Source organism: Achromobacter sp. CSND-B12 (assembly GCF_052906545.1).
Genome location: NZ_JBREGJ010000001.1, coordinates 2,543,766 through 2,560,642 on the forward strand (window position 1 = coordinate 2,543,766; position 16,877 = coordinate 2,560,642).

Annotated in this window: 15 protein-coding genes; 7 read left to right on the forward strand and 8 right to left on the reverse strand. The window is 68.5% G+C overall.

What is annotated here, in order from left to right:
- Window positions 1-18 precede the first annotated feature (18 nt).
- Window positions 19-879, reverse strand: a complete 861-nt coding sequence (locus ACUTAG_RS11905; protein WP_148317311.1) for an isocitrate lyase/PEP mutase family protein — start codon at window positions 877-879, stop codon at window positions 19-21.
- 103 nt (window positions 880-982) lie between these two features.
- On the opposite strand from ACUTAG_RS11905, the gene ACUTAG_RS11910 reads away from it, so the two are divergent.
- Window positions 983-1,861 (forward strand): LysR family transcriptional regulator, encoded by an 879-nt coding sequence (locus tag ACUTAG_RS11910; RefSeq protein WP_035199499.1) that lies wholly within the window; start codon window positions 983-985, stop codon window positions 1,859-1,861.
- An 84-nt stretch (window positions 1,862-1,945) separates the two neighbouring features.
- On the opposite strand, the gene ACUTAG_RS11915 is transcribed toward ACUTAG_RS11910, so the two are convergent.
- The 4 genes from ACUTAG_RS11915 to ACUTAG_RS11930 form a co-directional block, all read right to left on the reverse strand.
- Window positions 1,946-2,761: a siderophore-interacting protein gene (locus ACUTAG_RS11915; protein WP_148317313.1), complete on the reverse strand. Its 816-nt coding sequence runs from the start codon at window positions 2,759-2,761 to the stop codon at window positions 1,946-1,948.
- A 25-nt stretch (window positions 2,762-2,786) separates the two neighbouring features.
- Window positions 2,787-3,647 (reverse strand): PadR family transcriptional regulator, encoded by an 861-nt coding sequence (locus ACUTAG_RS11920; RefSeq protein WP_038504483.1) that lies wholly within the window; start codon window positions 3,645-3,647, stop codon window positions 2,787-2,789.
- A 107-nt stretch (window positions 3,648-3,754) separates the two neighbouring features.
- On the reverse strand, window positions 3,755-4,651 hold the full coding sequence (locus ACUTAG_RS11925) for a DMT family transporter (protein ID WP_020926142.1): 897 nt from the start codon (window positions 4,649-4,651) through the stop codon (window positions 3,755-3,757).
- Between the two features lie 78 nt (window positions 4,652-4,729).
- Entirely contained in the window at window positions 4,730-5,668 is a 939-nt protein-coding gene (locus tag ACUTAG_RS11930) for a helix-turn-helix transcriptional regulator (RefSeq protein WP_262352234.1), read from the reverse strand.
- 94 nt (window positions 5,669-5,762) lie between these two features.
- On the opposite strand from ACUTAG_RS11930, the gene ACUTAG_RS11935 reads away from it, so the two are divergent.
- Window positions 5,763-7,208: an MFS transporter gene (locus tag ACUTAG_RS11935; protein WP_148317315.1), complete on the forward strand. Its 1,446-nt coding sequence runs from the start codon at window positions 5,763-5,765 to the stop codon at window positions 7,206-7,208.
- A gap of 14 nt (window positions 7,209-7,222) precedes the next feature.
- Here the strand turns inward: ACUTAG_RS11935 and proC are convergent, their stop codons facing one another.
- Window positions 7,223-8,029, reverse strand: coding sequence for a pyrroline-5-carboxylate reductase (gene proC, locus ACUTAG_RS11940; RefSeq protein WP_148317317.1), 807 nt, complete (start codon window positions 8,027-8,029; stop codon window positions 7,223-7,225).
- An 18-nt stretch (window positions 8,030-8,047) separates the two neighbouring features.
- Window positions 8,048-9,196 (reverse strand): alpha-hydroxy acid oxidase, encoded by a 1,149-nt coding sequence (locus tag ACUTAG_RS11945; protein WP_148317318.1) that lies wholly within the window; start codon window positions 9,194-9,196, stop codon window positions 8,048-8,050.
- Between the two features lie 220 nt (window positions 9,197-9,416).
- Here ACUTAG_RS11945 and ACUTAG_RS11950 point away from each other — a divergent pair, with 220 nt between their 5' ends.
- The 5 genes from ACUTAG_RS11950 to dapA are packed head-to-tail and all read left to right on the forward strand — an operon-like array spanning window position 9,417 to window position 15,796.
- Window positions 9,417-10,844 carry an FAD-binding oxidoreductase gene (locus ACUTAG_RS11950; RefSeq protein WP_047991990.1) on the forward strand — a complete coding sequence of 476 codons (1,428 nt, stop codon included), beginning with the start codon at window positions 9,417-9,419 and terminating at the stop codon, window positions 10,842-10,844.
- A gap of 39 nt (window positions 10,845-10,883) precedes the next feature.
- Window positions 10,884-11,966 carry an ABC transporter substrate-binding protein gene (locus ACUTAG_RS11955; protein WP_047991991.1) on the forward strand — a complete coding sequence of 361 codons (1,083 nt, stop codon included), beginning with the start codon at window positions 10,884-10,886 and terminating at the stop codon, window positions 11,964-11,966.
- 22 nt (window positions 11,967-11,988) lie between these two features.
- Complete coding sequence (locus ACUTAG_RS11960; protein WP_148317320.1) at window positions 11,989-13,077, forward strand: ABC transporter ATP-binding protein; 1,089 nt, start codon at window positions 11,989-11,991, stop codon at window positions 13,075-13,077.
- A 4-nt stretch (window positions 13,078-13,081) separates the two neighbouring features.
- Window positions 13,082-14,857 (forward strand): ABC transporter permease subunit, encoded by a 1,776-nt coding sequence (locus ACUTAG_RS11965; RefSeq protein WP_148317322.1) that lies wholly within the window; start codon window positions 13,082-13,084, stop codon window positions 14,855-14,857.
- Between the two features lie 36 nt (window positions 14,858-14,893).
- Window positions 14,894-15,796, forward strand: a complete 903-nt coding sequence (gene dapA, locus ACUTAG_RS11970) for a 4-hydroxy-tetrahydrodipicolinate synthase (RefSeq protein WP_020926133.1) — start codon at window positions 14,894-14,896, stop codon at window positions 15,794-15,796.
- Between the two features lie 51 nt (window positions 15,797-15,847).
- On the opposite strand, the gene ACUTAG_RS11975 is transcribed toward dapA, so the two are convergent.
- Window positions 15,848-16,675, reverse strand: a complete 828-nt coding sequence (locus ACUTAG_RS11975; protein WP_148317324.1) for an IclR family transcriptional regulator — start codon at window positions 16,673-16,675, stop codon at window positions 15,848-15,850.
- Between the last annotated feature and the right edge of the window lie 202 nt (window positions 16,676-16,877).

Below are 16,877 nucleotides of genomic sequence, written 5' to 3' on the forward strand. Positions count from 1 at the left end.
CGCCGCGCTCACGCCCCGCTATTGCGTGTCGAGGGCCAGGTAGCGGCGCGTCTGCACGATTTCCTCGCGCTCCTTGAAACTGGTCAACCGATCGGCCAGCGCGCTGCTGTCGCCGCTTGCGCGGATCGCCGCCAAGGTGGCCTGCATGGCGTGGATCGCCGCGCGCTGCAGGTCCGACGGGATAATGGCCAGGCGATATCCCATCGCCGCCAGGTCGGGCAGCGGCACCAGGGGCGTCTTGCCGCCATAGAACATGTTGATCAGCTTCAGGCCCGGCAGCCGGTCCGCGATGGCGCGGATCTGCTCCAGCGTTTCCGGCGCCTCGACGAACACCATGTCGGCGCCCGCCTTCACATAGCGTTCGGCGCGCGCGATGGCGGCATCGAAGCCTTCCACCGCGATGGCGTCGGTGCGGGCGATCACCAGCGTGTCGGCATCCGCCAGCGTCTGGCGCGCGATGTGCACCTTGCGGCACATTTCCTCTGCGTCCACCAGGCTCTTGTCATCCAGGTGGCCGCAACGCTTGGGAAACGACTGGTCCTCGATATGGAAGGCGGCGACGCCGGCGCGCTCCATGACGCGCACGGTGCGCTCGACGTTGGCCGACCCGCCGAAGCCGGTGTCGGCGTCGGCCACCACCGGCAGGCCGCTGGCGTCGACGATCTTCTCGACCCGGTCCATGACCTCGGTGAAGCTCAGCAGCCCGATGTCGGGATAGCCGGCCGCGCGGGCGATGGCGCCGCCGCTGGCGTACACCGCATTGAAGCCGGCGGCCACCACCAGGCGGGCCGACATGCCGTCGTAGGCGCCGGGCGCCACCACGATGTCCTGGGCGAGATGCTGGCGCAAACGCGCGCCGGGAGTAAGGGTCGTAGCCATGGGCATTCCTTGAAAACGGGATATCGATGCCGCATCATCGTCCCACGGAACTAGAATGTCCAATATATGGAAAATCTATAACCAGTACTTTTTGGATACCGATATGGAACTGCGCCACCTGCGCTATTTCGTCGCCACGGCCGAGGCCCAGCACTTCACCCGCGCGGCCGAGCAGCTTGGCATGGCGCAGCCGCCGCTGTCGCAGCAGATCCGGCAACTGGAAGAGGAAGTCGGCACGCCGTTGTTCGACCGGCGCGGGCGCGGCGTCAGCCTGAACGACGCCGGCCGCGCCTTCCTGGCGTGCGCGCAGGACATCCTGCAACGCGCGCACGACGCGGTGCAGACAGCGCAGCGCGCCGCGCGCGGCGAAGTCGGCGAGCTGTCGCTGGGGTTCACCGAATCGGCCTCGTTCCATCCGGTCGTGACCGAATTGATCCGCCTGTACCGGCAGCAATATCCCGACGTGGAAATGACCTTGTCGCAGGACGACAGCGAAACGCTGGTGGCGCGGCTGCGCGACGGCTTGATCGACGCGGCGTTCGTGCGGCCGCCATTCGCGATGGATGGCGGGTTGCGCTTCACGCAACTGACGGAGGAAGCGTTGATGGTGGCGCTGCCGCTGGGCCACGCGCTGGCGCGGCGCAAGCGCCTGGCGCCGGCCGACCTGGCGCAGGAACGCTTCATCCAGTATTCGCGCAAGTCCGGCTATGGCCTGAGCGCCGACATCATGGCGGCGTGCCGCCGCCACGGGGTGAACCCGCTGCCGGGCCAACGCGCGCCGCAACTGTCATCGGCGGTGAACCTGGTGGCGGCCGGCATGGGGGTGGCGGTCGTGCCGGCCTCGCTGCGCCACCTGCGGCCGGACGGGGTGGTCTATCGCCCCTTCGCGCTGGACTGGCCGCGCGCGGTGCTGGGGCTGGTGGTGCGCGACGACGCGCCCGGCGGGCGCGTGGCCAATCTGCTGGCGTTGGCGCGGGCATAGCCGCGCCGGCCCGATGCCGCGCAACAACGGGACATGATGCGCGATACCGTAGCGCCCGGGCACGGCGGCCTGGACGCGGCGGCCTCAGTCTTCGTGCGACTCGTGCACCGCGATGGCGCCGCGCTTCCAGTAGCTGGCGGCGCGGATGCGGCTCTTGTCGACGCCGTGCTGCGCCACCATGATCTCGCGCACCGCCTTGGCCACGGCCGACTCCGCCGCGATCCAGGTGTAGCCCTCGCCAGGCGGCAACGCCAACTCGCGCGCCGCCTCCAGCAACAACGTGCTGTAGCCGGCCACGGTGCCGTCGCGATGCAGCCAGCGCACCGAGGCGCGGGCCTGGGTCGGCAAGGGGATCTCGTTGGCGGCGCCCGGCACTTCGATCAGCACCAGCGCCTGCGCCGTGGCGGGCAGCTCCTCCAGGCGGCGGGCGATGGCCGGCACCGCGGTTTCGTCGCCGATCAGCACGTGCCAGTCAAAGCCCTTGGGCACCACGAACGAACCGCGCGGGCCGCCGATACCCAGGCGCTGGCCGACTTGCGCCTGTTCGGCCCAGCTCGAGGCCGGGCCGTCGCCGTGCAGCACGAAATCGATGTCCAGTTCCTCGCGCTCGGCGTCGAAACGGCGCGGGGTGTAGTCGCGCGCGGCCGGGCGCGGCGCGCCTTCGGGGAACTTGATGCCATCGGGTCCGACCTCGGGCAACGCCAGCGGTTGCGAGGGGTCGGCGGGAAAGAACAGTTTCACGTGGTCGTCGAAGGAGGCGGACACAAAGTCGCGCAGGTCTTCGCCGCGGAACGTGACGCGGGCCAGCAGGCCGGCGATGCGTTCCACGCGGGCCACGGTCAGCACGCGCATCTTGAGCGGATGGCGCACGCGTTCGACGGTCAGGTCGGTCTGGGTCATGGAATCTCCAATGGGGCGGGCGGGATCAGGCAGGGTCCTTGCCCGTGATTTCCTCGGTGGCGCGCCGCAGGATGGCGGCGATACGGCGCTGCTCGGCCGGCGACGCGTCGGTGCGTTGCAGCAGCGCATGGCGGATCGCCTGGCGCGCATGCACGAATTCGTCGATCCAGCCGGCGGCGTCCTCGTCGCCGGCGGCCGCGCGCGGTTCGCCGCTCCAGGCCTGGCGCATCCAGTCCATCTTGCGAGCGACGTGCTTGAGCTTGTTGAACATCACCGACAGGCGTTCGCGATTGGCTTGCAGGTGCGCGCGGCCGGCATCGGCCAGGTGGTAGCGCTTCTTGCTGCCTTCCTGCTCGACGGTGGCGTAGCCCAGCTCTTCGAGGTAGGTCAGCGCGGGGTAGACCATGCCGGGGCTGGGCGTGTAGAAGCCGTTGGACATGGCGCCCAGCGCCTTGATCAGCTCGTAGCCATGGCTGGGGTTCTGCTCCAGCAGGCCGAGCAGCATCAACTGCAGGTCGTCAGCGGTGACCTTGCGGCCGCGCGCGAAGTGGCGGCCATCGCCGCCGAAGCTGTCGTCGGCGTCGCCCCCCCGGCCGCCCCATGGGCCGCCGAACCAGCCGCCGCCCCCGCCGCCGGCATGGCGTCCGTGGCGGCCGCGGCCGCCCTCGTGCCAGTCGCCGGTGGCGTAGCGGGCGCCACGACCGTGACCGTGTTCGCGTTCGCCCGGGTGGCCGTGGCGTTCATGATGATCGTAGCGCTCGGCGCGCTCGTGGAATTCTTGGTGGCCGTGGTGGTGCCCGTGATGGCCACGGCCTCCGGAATGGGCGTCGCGCAACTCGTGGCGCGCGCCGCGGGCAAAGGCGGTCAGGAAGTGGAAATGGCGCATGGGAGGCCTCGCTGGTGTCTGACGTGTTACTTACGATGTATCTTACGATATAAATCGTACGATACACAGACACGATTCAGGCCGTCAAGCGTCTTTTGATCCGACGGCTATCCGCGCGCCTCGCCCAGCACCCCGGCGGCGATGCCGCCCACGATCAATGCCATCCCCAGCAGCAGCGACAGGCCCAGCGCCTCGCGCAACAGCGCCGCCGAGCACAGCAGGCCCACCACCGGCACGCCCAGCAGGCCGAGCGCGGTCAGGCCCGCGGGCAATGACCGGTTCACGTTCACGGCCGCCCAATACGCCACGGCAATGCCGAACACGCCGCCATAGCCCAGCAGCCAGGCCAGCCCCGGACTCCAGATCACGCGCGGCGCGCCCTCGGTCGCCCAGGCCAGGGCGGTCAGCACCACCGATGCCAGCAACGCCTGCCAGAAGGCCAGCTCGAACGGCGGCGTGACCCAGCGATGCGCGCGCACGTAGACGATGTTGGCGGCCCAGCACAGCGCCGCCAGCAGCACCAGGCCATTGCCGAACACGGCATCGTGATCGCGCCAGTCGAACGCCAGCGGGTTGAAGATGACGACCAGCCCCAGCAGGCCGAGCGCCAGTCCCAGCTGCCGTCCGCGGCCGATCGGTTCGCCCAGGAACAGTCGCGCCGCCGGGATGACCCATAGCGGCGTGGTGTAGGCCAGCACCACCGAGCGGCCGGCCGGCACGTATTGCAGGCCCAGGCTGACCAGCGCGGCGAAGGCGCCCATGTGCAGCAGGCCCACGCTCAGGATCACGGCGATGTCGGCCCTGACCGGCCAGGCAACGCGCCGCAGCACCAGGCCCAGCGCCAGCAGCGCGGCAGTGCCGACAACGCTGCGTGCCGCCACCGCCCAGACCGGCGTCATGTATTGCAGCAGCAGCTTGCTGACGACCCAGGTGAAGCCCCAGGCCAGCACCACCACCACGAGCAGCGACAGGGCCTTGCGGCGGGACAGGATTTCAGCGGGCATGGCGGACGTGGCGAATGGAAAGCGGACCGCCCCGACTATAGAAGTGCGCCTCGCCCCCGCCCTAGAGCCACGCCACGTCTATTGCCTGGAGCCACGCGCGGCCGCGCGCGGCTTGCGGGCCAGCCAGCGCGCAAAGGCCGCGGCCTGCGGTTCATCGGGCGCGGGCGCGTAGACCACCAGGCGCAGATGGCGGCTTTCATCGACCGACAGGGTGGAATGCTCGAATGCCACTTCGCCCAACGCCGGCAGGCGCAGGCTGCGCACGCCCATGCAGGCGCCATGCACGTCGTGCTCGCGCCACCAGGCCTTGAAATCGGGCGCCACGCGTTCGAGTTCATCGACCAACTCGGTGATGTCCGGCGCGCCCGAGGCCGAAGCGAAATCGCGGCGGAAGGTGGACAGCATCGCCGGCGCCTGCGCCGCCCAATCGACGAACAGTTCGCGCATCGCCGGATCCACGAACAGCATCCACAACAGATTGCGCCGTCCCGCCGGCTGCGCGCCGAAACCGAACACGCGTTCGGCGGCGGCGTTCCACACCACCACGTCCCAACGCAGGTTGAGGATATAAGCCGGGCGGGTGGGCAGGTCGTCCATCAGGCGGCGCACCTGGGGCGGCACGGTGCACCAGGTGCGTCCCGGCTCCGCCGGCGGGCGCTGGTGCGCCAGCAGGTACAGGTGGCGCCGTTCGGCCGCGTCCAGTTTCAGCACCCGCGCCAGGTTTTCCAGGAAGGTGGCCGACACGCTGATGTTGCGGCCCTGCTCGAACCAGGTGTACCAGGCCAGGCCGACGCCAGCCAGCGCCGCCACTTCCTCGCGCCGCAGGCCGGGCGTGCGGCGGCGGCCGCCAGCAGGCAGCCCCACGGCGGCGGGACTCAGGCGTTCGCGGCGCAGCCGCAGGAATTCGGCCAGGTCGGCCCGGGTGCGGTCCAGCCGCTGCGCGCCCGGCCCGGGGGCGTCGGCCCGCGCTGCCGGCGCGGTGGCCGGGGCGCTGTCATGCAAGGCGGAACGGGGCATAGGCTATTGCCTTCAGTAATAGCATAAACAGCTAAATTGTATGAGGCTCGAACAGGCCACAGAATAGCGCCGATCCCACTCTCGCGGCCTGCTCATGTCTTGCGTCACCCTCCCCTCGCCCTGCCCCGACACGCCCGCCCGGCCCGCCACACCCGGCCCCCTTGGCCTGGCGGTGCTGCTGTCCGGCGGCTTCATCACGATCTTCGACCTGTTCGTGGTCAACGTCGCGATACCCAGCATGCAGACCACGCTGTCGGCCAGCTTCGCGCAGATCAATTTCATCATCGTCGCGTACGAGCTGGCCTACGGCGTGCTGTTGATCGCCGGCAGCCGGCTGGGCGACCGCCATGGGCGCCGCCGCCTGTTCATGCTGGGCATGGCCGGCTTCGCGCTGGCCTCGGCGCTGTGCGGACTGGCGCCCGACGCCAATACGCTGATCGGCGCGCGCGTGCTGCAGGGCGTGGCCGCGGCCATGCTGTTCCCGCAGGTCTACGCGCTGATCCGCGTCAGCTACGACGGCCACGCGCGACGCCGCGCCTTCGGCCTGCTCGGCATGACATTGGGGTTGGCGGCCATCGCCGGCCAGGTGCTGGGCGGCTGGATCGTGCATGCCGACCTGTTCGGCCTGGCATGGCGCGCGATCTTCCTGGTGAACGTGCCGGTCGGCATGCTCGCGTGGCGGCTGGCCCGCCATATTCCTGAGTCGCGCGACGCCGCGGGCGCGCCGATGGACTGGGGCGGCGCGGCGCTGGTCGGAGCGGGGCTTGGCCTGCTGCTGTTGGCGCTGGTCGAAGGGCCTGCGCGCCACTGGCCGGCCTGGACCCTGGCCTGCGGCGGGGCGGCGATCGCGTTGCTGGCGCTGTTCGTGTGGACGCAGCGCCGCGCTGGCGCCGCCGGCCGCGCGCCGCTGGTCGACATGGCGCTGCTGGCGCAGCCGCGTTTCGCCGCGGGCTGCCTGCTGGTGACGCTGGTGTTCTCCACCGCCAGCGCCCTGTTCCTGTGCTACGCCCTGCTGTTGCAGACCGGCCTGGGCGTGGACGCGCTGACGGCGGGCACGGTGTTCGCGCCAGCCAGCGTCGGCTTCGTGGCCGGCTCGATGGCGGCGCCGCGGCTGGTGGCGCGCTTCGGCACGCGCGCCATCATGCTGGCCGCATTGCTGTACGGCGGCGCCACGGCCGCCCTGATGCTGCAGGTCGGGTCGGCCGGCGCCGCGCTCGCGCCGTGGTCGCTGGTGCCGGCGCTGGTCTGGTTGGGCGCGGCGCAAGGCGCGGTCAATACGCCGCTGGTCAATCTCGCGCTGGGCCTGGTGCAGGACCGCCACGCGGGCATGGCCGCGGGCGTGGTGGCCACGTTGCAACAGGTGGGCGCGGCGCTGGGCGTGTCCGCCGCCGGCATGCTGTTCAGCGGCGCGCTTGATGCGTACGCCGATGCCGCGGACGGCGAGCGCTATGCGCGCGCGTTCGCCAGCGCCATGCAATTCAACGTGACGGCAATCGCCACGTCGGTATTGCTGCTGTGGTGGCTGGGGCGGCGGCGTTGACCCGGCACCGCACACTAGCCCGCCGACAATTCGCGCGCGCGTTGCGCGGCCTTCAGCGCCGCCTCGGTAATGGCGGGCGCCACGCCCGCCTCGCGCAGATGCGTCAGCGCGGCGTAAGTGGTGCCGCCCTTGGAGGTCACCCGTTCCTGCAGCTCGATCAACGCCGCGTCGTCGCCCGCCGCCAGTTCCGCGGCGCCGCGAAACGCCGCCACCGACAGGCGGCGCGCATCGACCGCGCCGAAGCCGAGCTCCCGCGCCGCTTGTTCCAGCGCCGCCATGAAATGGAACACGTAGCCCGGGCCGCTGCCGGTCACGGCGGTGACGGCGTCAATCATGGCCTCGGTATCGACCCAGACGCATTCGCCCACCGCGGCGAACAGCGCATCCACCTGCGCGCGTTGCGCCGCGCCGCAACTGGCGGTGGCGTACAGACCCGTCATGCCCAGCCCGACCTTGGCCGGCGTGTTGGGCATTGCCCGCACGATGCGCGCATGGCCGCCCAGCCATTGCGACAGCGACGCGAGACTCACGCCCGCCGCGATGCTGACCACCGTGGCCGGCGCTGACAGATGCGCCCGCACTTGCCCGCAGGCGTCATGCAGCGCTTGGGGCTTGGTCGCCAGTACGCACAGCGCCGCGTCGGCGATCTCGGGGCCGGCGCTTGCCTGGCACGCCAGGCCGCGCGCCAGCAGGCTGGCGCGGGCAGGTTCAAAGGGTTCGACCACCAGGAAATCCGTCCGCTCGCGGCCCCGGGCCAACAATCCGTCGATGATGGCACTGGCCATGTTTCCGCCGCCGATGAAGACGATTCTTTCACGCATGATGTCTGGTTCCCTGTGTCAATCGAAAATGGCCCGGCGCCTGCGCACCGCCGCGGCGTCGAGCGCGCCGATGCGATTACGCCCGAGCAGCCGCAATGTGTTCTCCAGTTCGGTCCGCAGGATCGCCAGCACCTCGCCCGCGCCGCGCGGCCCCCGTCCCGCCAGCCCGTACAGCGGCGCGCGGCCCAGCAGCACCCCACGCGCGCCCAGCGCCACCGCCTTGGCGATATCGCTGCCGCGCCGCACCCCGCCATCCACCAGCACCTCGAGCGACTGCCCCAGTTCGGCCGCGACAGCCGGCAGGACTTCCAGCGGGCAGGGTGCGCATTCCAGCTGCCTGCCGCCATGGTTGGACAGCACGATGCCATCCACGCCGCTGGCCTGCGCCCTGCGCGCATCGGCCAGCGTCTGGATGCCCTTGATGACAAGGCGGCCGGGCCACTGGCGGCGCAGCCAATCGATGTCGTCCCAGGTCAGGGCCATATCCATCTGCCGGCTCAGGGCGGACGCCTGCTCGGTGATGTCCTCGCGCGCGTTGGAGCTTACAGCCAGGTTCTTCAGCTGCGGACCGCCGCCGCGCAACATGCGCCAGCACCAGCCCGGATGGACCGCGAGGTCGAGCAACAGGCGGCCGGAAGGACGCAGCGGCAGCTGGAAGCCGTTGCGCTTGTCGTGGTCGCGGTTGCCATGCACCGGCACGTCGACCGTCAGGAACAGCACCGTGTAGCCGCTGTGCCACGCCCGGTCCATCAGGTGTTCGGCGATGCGGCGGTCGCGTTGCACGTATAGCTGCAACCACAACTCGCCGGCGCTGGCCGCGCGCACGTCTTCCAGCAATGAGGTCGATGCGGTGGACAGCACGAACGGCAGGCCGGCTCGATGCGCGGCGCGCGCCAGGTGCACGTCCGCATCGGGCCAGAACAGCCCGTTCAGGCCCGTCGGCCCGACAATGGCGGGCATGGCCGCGGCCGCGCCCAGCACGGTGGTATCCAGATGGCAGTCGGTGACGTCCGCCAGCACTTGCGGCACGAATTCCAGCTCGCCAAAGGCGGCCACGTTATGGCGCAGCGAGATCCCGTCCTCGGCCCCTCCTTCCAGATAATCGAAGGCCAACCGGGGCAGCCGCCTGCGCGCCCGCGCCCGGTAATCCATCACGCTGGGCAGCATGTCTCTTCCTTGTTGGCTGGATTTCAATTAAATTACATAACAAGCACATCAATTGTATTTCGATTGTTTTAGAGCAAGCCATCCCGACCTTCCCGCTTAGGACATACCCTAAATTCAATTGATATACGATTATTCAAATCGAAAAGCAATTTAAGTAATCGTATGCTGTGTCTCAACGTGATCGGTTCTCGACCTTTCCGATCCCTACGGGACGACAGACATGACCATAGGTACCCCCCTGCTCGATGCGCTTATCCAGGCGCTGGGCGATAGCGCAGTCCTGCGCTCCGACGCCGACATGGCCGGCTACACCGAAGACTGGCGCGGCCGCTACAAAGGCGCGGCGCTGTGCGTGGCCCTGCCGGGGTCGACCCGGCAAGTCGCCGACATCGTGCGCCTGTGCAACGACTACGCCACCCCCGTATTGCCGCAAGGCGGCAACACCAGCCTGTGCGGCGGCGCGGTGCCGGACGAGGCCGGCCCGCCGCCCGTTATCGTCAACCTGTCGCGCCTGCGCCAGATCCGCCGCGTGGACCCGGCCAACAATTCGATGGAAGTCGAAGCCGGCTGCGTGCTGGCCTCGGTGCAGCAGGCCGCGGCGGAACAAGGCCGGCTGTATCCCATCAGCCTGGGCGCGGAAGGTTCGTGCCAGATCGGCGGCACCATCGCCACCAACGCGGGCGGCACCGGCGTGCTGCGCTACGGCAATACGCGCGACAACATCCTGGGCCTGGAGGTCGTGCTGCCCGACGGATCGATCTGGAACGGCCTGACCGCCTTGCGCAAGAACAATACCGGTTTCGACCTGAAGCACTTGTTCATCGGCGCCGAAGGCACCTTGGGCATCGTGACCGCGGCCGTGCTGAAGCTGCACCCCCTGCCCAATCGCCACGCCATCGCCTGGCTGGCGCCCACCGATCCGCAGGCCGCGCTCGACATCCTGGGCCTGTTCCAGCAGCAATGCGGCTCGCGCCTGTCCGCCTTCGAGATGATCGACAGCAATCAGCTGGACATCGTCATGACCCATGTGCCCGGCCGCAAGAATCCATTGCCCGGCGCGCACCCCTGGCATGTGCTGGTGGAGCTGTCGGACACAGGCAGCGGCGCGGAACTGCAGGAGGTCCTGCAACAGATCCTGGAACAGGCCTTCGAACTGGGATTGCTGCGAGATGCCGTGGTGGCCAGCAACGACAGCCAGCGCGCCGCGCTCTGGGAAGTGCGCCATAGCGTCTCGGAAGGCAACAAGAAGGCCGGCGTGGGCCTGACCACCGACAGCGCCGTGCCGGTCTCGAGCGTGCCGCGCTTCATCGCCGCCGCCACCGAGGCCGTGCGCCGCCTGGTGCCGGACCTGCCCATCCTGATCGTGGCCCACCTGGGCGACGGCAACGTGCACTTCATTCCCTTCTTCACGTTCGACGCCTGGAACGCGCTGCCCGAGCGCGACGCCATGGCGGCCGCCATTCGCCGCGCCGTCAACGACGTGGCCGATGCGCTGGGGGGCACCTTCAGCGCCGAGCATGGCGTGGGCCGCACGTCGCTGGCCGAAATGGCGCACTACAAGTCACCGGTCGAACTGGCCATGATGCGCACGCTGAAAGCCAGCTTCGACCCCGCCGCCCTCTTCAATCCCGGTCGCTTGCTGCCCTGAAGCCGCCCTTCCCGTCCGTCGTCCCGCTGGAGCCCTTCCATGAAATCCACCTCCTACAACGCCTCGCGCCGCAGCGCGCTCAAGACCGCCGCCGCCGGCGTCGCCGCCCTGGCCATGCCGATGATCTGGACGCCGTCGCGCGCGGCTTCCAAGCGCATCGTCGTGCGCGACGACGGCGGCATCTACAGCAAGGCCTATGGCGCGGTGTTCTACAAGCCGTTCACGGACGCCACCGGCATCCAGGTGGTGGGCGTGCAGGCCAACGCCGAGCCCACCGCGCAGATCCGCAGCATGGTGGACACCGGCAACTACACCTGGGACATGGCCAAGATCAGCCAGCCCGCCATCCTGATGCTCACCGAAGGCGGCAAGGTCTACCTGGAAAAGCACGGCCTGGAATCCGACCCGGTCGTGGCCACCATTCCCAAGCAATACATGTCGCCCTATGGCGTGGGCAACAACGTCTACACCACCGTGCTGGCCTACCGCACCGACGCCTTCAAGGGCCGCCGCGCCCCCGCGTCGTGGGCGGACTTCTGGGACGTCAAGAACATCCCCGGCCGGCGCGGCCTGCGCAAGCACCCGTTCGACACCATCGAGGAAGCGCTGATGGCCGACGGCGTGCCGACCGACAAGGTCTATCCCTGCGACATCGACCGCGCCCTGGCCAGCCTGGACAAGATCAAGCCGTCCGTCGACGTGTGGTGGAACACCGGCGCGCAGGTCGAGCAGATGCTGGGCTCCGGCGAAGTCGACATGATCGCCACCTGGGTCTCGCGCGCCCAATCGGCCATCGCCAACGGCGCGCCCGTGCAGATCGTGTGGGACCAGAACATCTGGGGCTGCGACAACTGGTCGATCCTGAAGGGCACGCCCAACGCCGACGCCTGCCGTGAATTCATCAAGTTCGCCTCGGACCCCAAACGCCAGGCCGCGCTGGTCGAGTTCTTCGCCGCCGGCGTGACCCAACCCGCCGCGTTCGACCACATCAAGCCCGACGTGGCGCGCAATTGCCCGACCCACCCCGACAACATCAAGACCGGCCTGCACATCAACGCCGCCTACTGGCTGGACAAGCAGCGCGACGTGCTCGAGCGCTTCAACGGTTGGGTCTTGAAGTAATTCTCTGCATACGCTGAACGCCATGTCTTCTTCCAATCTGCAAATCTCGGGCCTGGGCAAACGCTATGGCGATTTCGTCGCCCTGGCGCCCACGCACCTGGATGTCGCCCGCGGCGAATTCCTGACCCTGCTGGGCCCGTCCGGGTCCGGCAAGACCACGCTGCTAAGCCTGATCGCGGGCCTGGCCCGGCCCGACGAGGGCCGCGTGCTGATCGACGGCAACGACGTCACCCACGGCGCGCCGTACGAGCGGGACATCGGCATGGTGTTCCAGAACTATGCGCTGTTCCCGCACATGACCATCCTGGAGAACATCGCCTTTCCCCTGAAGATGCGCAAGGTGTCGGCGGCCGAGGCGAAACGGCGCGCGCAGGAAGCGCTGGACATGGTGCGGCTGCCGCAGGTCGGCGCGCGCCTGCCGCGCGAACTGTCCGGCGGCCAGCAGCAACGCATCGCGCTGGCGCGCTGCATGGTCTACCGCCCCGCGATCATCCTGATGGACGAGCCCCTGGGCGCGCTGGACAAGAAGCTGCGCGACCAGATGCAGCTGGAGATCAAGCGCATCCACCGCGAACTGGGCACCACCATCGTCTACGTGACGCATGACCAGGAAGAGGCCATGACCATGTCCGACCGCATCTGCCTGATGAACGGCGGCGCGATCGAGCAACTGGGCACGCCCGCCGATCTGTACTTCCGCCCGCGCACCCTGTTCGTGGCGGACTTCCTGGGCGAATCCAACCTGCTGCAGGGCGAGGTCACGGCCGTCGACGGCGCCACGCTGACCGTCAGGCTGGCGCACCAGGGCGTCAGCGGCCAGGCACTTTCCAATGGCGCCACGGTCAAGGTCGGCCAGAAGGTCACGCTGATGCTGCGTCCCCAGAATCTGCAGGCCGGCCCCGCCGAGGCCCATGGCCGGGCCCTGACCGGCAAGCTGCTCGACGTGATGGTGACCGGCAGCCTGACCAAGCTCTATCTCGATTCGGGCGCGCCCGACAGCGCCCCGCTCGTGGTCGCCTACCCCACGCGCCGCCAGGCCGAGCAGTACGCCATCGGCCAGCCGCTGTCGGTGACCTGGCAGGCCGCCGACGCGGTCGCCATCGCGGAGTGACCGCATGAGCCCCCTTGCCCCTCCCCGCAAACGCATGAGCCAGGGCCGCCGCCATTTCCTCATGGCCGCGCCGCTGGCGATCCTGCTGCTGGTGCTGCTGATCTATCCGGTCGGCCAGTTGCTGCTGCTGAGCTTCTACGGCGACCGGGGTTTCTCGCTGACGCAATACCACCGGTTGTTCGAGTCGTCGGTATATGTCAACGTGCTGCTCATCACGCTGAAGATCTCGCTCTGGACGACCTTCTTTGCCGTGGTGGCCGGCTACCCGGTCGCCTACCTGATCTCGAGCCTGTCGGCCCGGCGCAAGACGTCGCTGCTGTTCTGGGTGTTGCTGTCGTTCTGGACCAGCTTCCTGGTGCGCACCTTCGCGTGGGTCGTGCTGCTGGGCCGCAACGGCGTGGTCAACCAGATGCTGCAGGCGCTGGGCATCCTGGATGCGCCGGCCAACCTGCTCTACAACTTCGGCAGCGTGCTGGTCGGCATGGTGCATGCGCTGATGCCGCTGGCGGTGCTGACGATGCTGTCGGTCATGGAGAACATCGACCGCAACCTGCCGCGCGCCGCCTCCACCCTGGGCGCGCGCCCGGGCACCGCGTTCTGGAAGATCTACTTCCCGCTGTCCATGCCCGGCGTGGCCGCCGCGGCCATCATGGTGTTCGTCACCGCCATCGGCTTTTTCATCACCCCGGCGCTGCTGGGCGGCCGCAAGGAGACGATGATCACCCAGATCATCATCGACCAGGTGCAGCAGACCATGAACTGGGAATTCGCCGGCGCGGTGTCGGTGCTGCTGCTGGTGGTGGTGCTGGCCGTGTTCGCACTGTACGACCGCATACTGGGCCTGTCGACCATGACCGGCGCCGGCGCGTCGCGCCCCCGCGCCTCGGCCAAGCCCGGCCTGGCGCGCCGCGCGGGCGAGGCCCTGCTGGACCTGCTGGCCGCGCTGTCCGACCGCCTGTTCTCGCTGCTGCCCACGCGCCTGCGCCGTTCGGTGTCAGGCACCGGCCAATCGCGCACCCTGTGGTGGATCGTGCTGGCGGTGCTGGCCTTCCTGTCCGCGCCCGCCTTCCTGATGATCCCGCTGTCGTTCGATTCGGGGTCCGGCCTGACCTGGCCGCCCAAGGGCTTTTCGTTGCAATGGTACGAGCAGATGTTCACGTCGCCGGTGTGGATGCAGGCCATCACGCGCTCGCTGATCGTGGGCGTTGGCACCGGCCTGCTGGCCATGCTGATCGGCACGCCGGCCGCCTTCCTGCTGGTGCGCGCCGACATGCGCGGCAAGTCCGCCATGCTGGCCTTCGTGCTGTCGCCCATCGTGGTGCCGCGCATGATCATCGCGGTGGGCATGTTCTATTTCTTCGCCCGCGTCGGCCTGGTCGGGTCGACCGTCGGCCTGATCCTGGCGCACACGGTGGTGGCGGTGCCGTACGTGGTGATCACCATGATGGCGGTGCTGCGCAACTACGACACACGCCTGGATCTGGCGGCGCAAAGCCTGGGCGCGGGGCCCTGGTCGACGCTGCGCTTCGTGACCTTCCCGATCCTTGGCGCGGGGCTGATGTCATCGTTCCTGTTCGCTTTCGCGACTTCGTTCGACGAGCTGACGATCGCGCTGTTCGCCTCGGGCGGGCTGAACGCCACCCTGCCCAAGCAGTTCTGGGACGAAGTGACGCTGCAGATCTCCCCGGTGATCGCCGCCGTGTCCACCTGCCTGTTTATCTTCATCGCCGCGCTGATCTGGCTCGCCGACCGGCTGCGCCGCCGCAGCCTGGCGGGCTGAGGCGCGGCGCCGTTTCCCTTCCATCAGGATTTTTCCATGTTGAATGCAAGCCAACTGCGCGGCGTGTTTCCCGCGATTCCCACCCCGGTCAATGCCGACGACACCATCAACGTCCCGGCGGCCCAGGCGCTGATCGCTTACCTGCTCAAGCAGGGCATCGACGGCATCGTGCCGCTCGGCGGCACCGGTGAGTACGGAGCCTTGGCGCGGGCCGAACGCATCCGCATGTGCAAGCTGACGGTGGACGCCGTGGCCAAGCGCGTGCCGGTGATTCCCGGCGTGCTGGACCCGGGCTTTCACGACGCCCTGCAGGCCGGCCGCGAATTCGCCGACGCGGGCGCCGACGCGCTGATGGTGCTGACACCCTACTACACGACCCCGACCCAGGCCGGCATCCGCGAGTACTTCCTGCGCTACGCCGACGCATCGCCGCTGCCGGTGATGATCTACGAGATCCCGTACCGCACCCGCATCGCGATCGCGCCCGAAGTGCTGCACGAACTGTCGCGCCACCCGAACATCATCGGCATGAAGGCCTGCAACACGGACATGTACCACTTCCTGCGCACGGTGGCCGGCGTGGACGAATCGTTCGCCGTGTTCAGCGGCGAGGACACGCTGCTGCCGGTTCACCTGGCCGCCGGCGCCCAAGGCGGGATCGTGGTGACGGCGAGCCTGCTGCCCAAGGCCTGGCGCAAGGTCTATGACCTGGCCGCCGAAGGCCGCACGCGCGACGCCATGCTGCTGCACCGTCGCCTGATCCCCCTGATGAACCTTGCGTTCGCCGAGACCAATCCCGGACCGATGAAGTCCGTGATGGACCTGATCGGCGTCGATGCGCCGGAAGTGCTGGATCCCCTGGTGCAGCCCGGGGCCGACCTGCAGGCGTCCTTGCGGTCGGTGGTCAAGCCCTTGCTGGCGGAGTTCGAGGGCGTTTGAGACAGGCGATTCGGGAAGGATTGGGCACGATCGATCGACCGCGCCCGGCCTTTACCTCGAATACGCCGAGAACTTGGACTTGGAGATGGACGTCGCCGCCACCTGCACGTGCTGCGCCAACTCCGCCTCGACCCGGGCAACGGTCCATCGCGTCGTCGGCACGGAAATGTTGATCGCCGCCACCGCCAATCCCCGATGATCGATCACCGGCGCCGCCACCGAAATATCTCCCAGCACCGTTTCGTTCACGATGATCGCGTAGCCCTTCTCGGCCACGCGCTGCGCGCGTTCGAGCAGCTTGTCGGGATTGACTTCCGTGTAGGGCGTGATCGGCTCCAGGCGGGTCTGCGCCAGGATTTCACGGCGCTGCTCATCCGACAGGCGTGACAGGATCGCCGTGCCCGACGCGGTGAAATACGCCGGCAGGCGGCTGCCCACGGCGATGTCCACATTGACCAGGTGATGCCCTGGGAAGCGGGCCACGAACACGATCTCGTGCCCGTCCAGTTCTTGCAGGTTGGTGGTTTCGCCCAGCGTGCGGCTGATGTCCAGCAGATAGGGCGACGCCTTGTCGATCAACTCATTGGCGCGCACGTAGTTGTACGAGAACTGCAGCACCTTCGGCGTCAGTCCGTAATTGCGCGTGTCCGGAATGCGGCGCAGATAGCCCAGCGTTTCCAGCGTGTAGACCAGGCGTTGCGTCGCGCTGCGGTCCAGGCCCGAGGCACGCGCAATGTCGGCCAGCGTCATGTGGCGTTTCGGGCCGTCGAAGGCGTGCAGCACCTGGAAGGCTTTTTCGGTCGAGCCTACAAAGAGCGAAGACCGGGTCTCGGTCGCCGCCTGCGTCTTGTCCGTATCGTCGGGCTTGTTTTTGGGCACGGGAGCAGCCTATTTGAAAGAAGGAGCGCGCGCGAATCGGAAGCGCGGGCCGTCTTGCCGGCGGCAATCGCGCGTATCGCACGCGATTTAATTGTAATTCAATTATTAATAGCAGATCCCAATTACCACATAGCGCGGCACGCGCGATCGCGCTGCCCTCAACCGTGCGTCGGCGGACCGGCCTTCACGCTGCCGCGAGCGC